The organism is Georgenia satyanarayanai, assembly GCF_900116375.1.
Classification (GTDB): Bacteria; Actinomycetota; Actinomycetes; order Actinomycetales; family Actinomycetaceae; genus Oceanitalea; species Oceanitalea nanhaiensis.
This window is the reverse complement of sequence record NZ_UETB01000032.1, coordinates 1-2,264: the sequence shown is the minus strand read 5'-3', so window position 1 is coordinate 2,264 and position 2,264 is coordinate 1. Positions and strand designations below refer to the sequence as shown.

The 2,264-nt window shown below is 68.8% G+C and carries 3 protein-coding genes; 1 reads left to right on the top strand and 2 read right to left on the bottom strand.

The window, feature by feature from the left end; all coding sequences use genetic code 11:
• Positions 1 to 293 precede the first annotated feature (293 nt).
• Positions 294 to 902: a cadmium resistance transporter gene (locus DSZ44_RS17995; protein ID WP_110854002.1), complete on the bottom strand. Its 609-nt coding sequence runs from the start codon at positions 900 to 902 to the stop codon at positions 294 to 296.
• A gap of 156 nt (positions 903 to 1,058) precedes the next feature.
• On the bottom strand, positions 1,059 to 1,418 hold the full coding sequence (gene cmtR / locus DSZ44_RS17990) for a Cd(II)/Pb(II)-sensing metalloregulatory transcriptional regulator CmtR (RefSeq protein ID WP_110854001.1): 360 nt from the start codon (positions 1,416 to 1,418) through the stop codon (positions 1,059 to 1,061).
• A 200-nt stretch (positions 1,419 to 1,618) separates the two neighbouring features.
• Between cmtR and DSZ44_RS17985 the strand changes: the two genes are divergently transcribed.
• Positions 1,619 to 2,134, top strand: a complete 516-nt coding sequence (locus DSZ44_RS17985) for a hypothetical protein (protein WP_110854000.1) — start codon at positions 1,619 to 1,621, stop codon at positions 2,132 to 2,134.
• Positions 2,135 to 2,264: the final 130 nt, after the last annotated feature.

Here is a 2,264-nt window from a genome sequence, read left to right as displayed (position 1 = left end):
CAGCATGCGCTGAACTATACAGCGAGGACTGAAGTGGTTTTACGCAGCCCGGAGTCGCTAAGCGTGCGAACGAGGCTGTGTCAGTTGGGGATCCCCCTGCGGCGCGTCACTGCCTGGCTTCCCGAGCAACGTGGGCGTCGCCGGGGCGGGTTCCTCCTACGGGACGGTCAACGCTCATGGAAGCTCCGACCTCCCCCTGCTCCCGCCCAAGAAGAGGCGCGGGTCGTGTGCCGAGGCGCCCCGGGGTCCTGACGACGTCGGAGCGGCCGACTACCAGACTCACCCGCGCGGTGCTACAGGCCGAAGGCGCCGCCCTCGAGCAGGATGACGATGCCGAGGCCGATGAGGACCAGCGGGAAGAGGATGTGCTCCCAGCGTTCGAGGACCTCGGCGACGGGCCGCCGGGTGGCGACGTACTTCGCTGCGAGGACGAGGAGGCTGACCAGGGCGAGGAAGACGAGGCAGTAGGCGATGATCGCGGTGGTGGACGCGGTGGCGAAGACGGGGACGTAGACCCCGATGTTGTCCCCGCCGTTGGCGAACGTCACGGCGGCCACGGTCAGGACTCCGACCTGCTTGTCGGCGACCTTGGCCTCCTCGTCGTCGTCATCGTCATCGCGGTTGCGCCACGCTCGCCATGCCGCGTACAGGCCCAGGGCGAGGGGGATGAGACCGAAGTAGGGCAGTGCGTCCTCGGGCAGGAAGGAGCGAGCCCCGAGGGAGACGACCACGGCGGCGAGCAGGATGCCTCCGAAGCCGAGGTACTGACCGAGCAGGATTTTGCGGGTGGTGCCCCGCTGGCCGGCGCCGCGGGCGTAGAAGAGGGACAGGATGATGATGTCGTCGATGTTCGTGGCCACGAACAGGCCGATCGCCTGCAGGATCGGGGTGAGCAGTTCCATCGGGTGCCTTTCAGGGCGCGCCGGACTGGCGGCGGTGGGTCAGGGGGGCGCGTTGTCCGTGGGTCAGCGTCCGAGCGCGGGCTGGTGAGCGCGCGCGTGCGGCGCGCAGGCCGTCGTCGCTTTCGAGCTCCTCGACGGGCGCGTGGGTGGTCGCGCTCATGCCACGGTCCCGCTCGGGCAGCAGCCGGGCACCGTGCAGGCGGCATCCACGCACGGGGCGTTCTCATCGACGGCCAACGTCACCTCGACCAGCGCGGTCATCGCCGCGGCCAGGTGCGGGTCGGCGATCTCGTACCGCGTCTGGCGCCCCTCGGGCTCGGCCACGACAATGCCGCAGTCCCGCAGGCAGGTCAGGTGGTTCGACACGTTCGACCGGGTCAGGCCCAGATCCCGGGCGAGCACCGCCGGGTAGCCAGGGCCCTCGAGGAGCGTCATGAGGATGCGGGAGCGGGTCGGGTCGGCCATCGCCCGGCCCAACCGGTTCATCACGTCCAGCCGCGAAGCAGTAGTCAGCATGCGCTGACCATACAGCACACACTGAGCTATCGAGCCTCTCTCCCAACGACCTCTGCCCGACCGCGGCCCTCTATGCAAAGCCACGATGACGCCGCAAGGCAATCCTCGCGCGGGACGACGTCGTGGAGCAGCGGGAGGACGGCGATGGAGGTGACGGGGCAGCCGGATCACCGCCGATACCGGGAGCTATGGTCAAAGGCATGACGCAGCGCCAGTCATCGCAGACTCGCCATGTACATGGCGAGCCGCGGCGCCACCGATGGGTCCTCGCGCTGGTTGGCTACTGGGTGCTGGGATCCATCGCGGGCGCTGTCTTGCCCTGGACGCTCCCCCTGCTTCCCGCGCTCCTGACTCCATCCACAGGACAGTTCGGGATAGACGAAACCGCGCTCCTGGCTGGCTCCATCGCCCTGGGCTGGATCATTTCCGTGCCGATCGCCACTGCCGTCGGAATAGCCCTCGGCCTCGCCTCAGCCATGAGCGCCCGGGTGACGAAGTTGTGGGCGCTCCGCCATCGACGGGGACGGTGGGCGAGGTACCTCGGCGGCCTTATCGCCGCTTACGCCGTCGTCGTAGCAGCTGTGTACGTCCTCGCCCCAACGGCCACGCAGGCCGTCACCTTCTACGCCGTGTGGGCTGCACTCCTCGCCGGTGGGTCATGCCTTCTCCTCGCTCGGATCGAGCGTCGGCGTGACCGCCAGGCCGCGCCTCTCTGACCGAGCGTTCACGCGGACCGCGGAGTCCAAGTAAAGGATCCGCCACCGGGACTGGGCGAAGGTCGCAGCGGTGTCGCGAAGCCGCTAGAGCTACAACCGGTCGGGTGAGATGTCGGGGCCCATGCGCTGT

Excerpts from the sequence above, each read along its gene's own strand:
- DSZ44_RS17995 (WP_110854002.1), bottom strand. The coding sequence starts at position 902 with ATGGAACTGCTCACCCCGATCCTGCAGGCGATCGGCCTGTTCGTGGCC.
- cmtR (WP_110854001.1), bottom strand. The coding sequence starts at position 1,418 with ATGCTGACTACTGCTTCGCGGCTGGACGTGATGAACCGGTTGGGCCGG.
- DSZ44_RS17985 (WP_110854000.1), top strand. The coding sequence starts at position 1,619 with ATGACGCAGCGCCAGTCATCGCAGACTCGCCATGTACATGGCGAGCCG.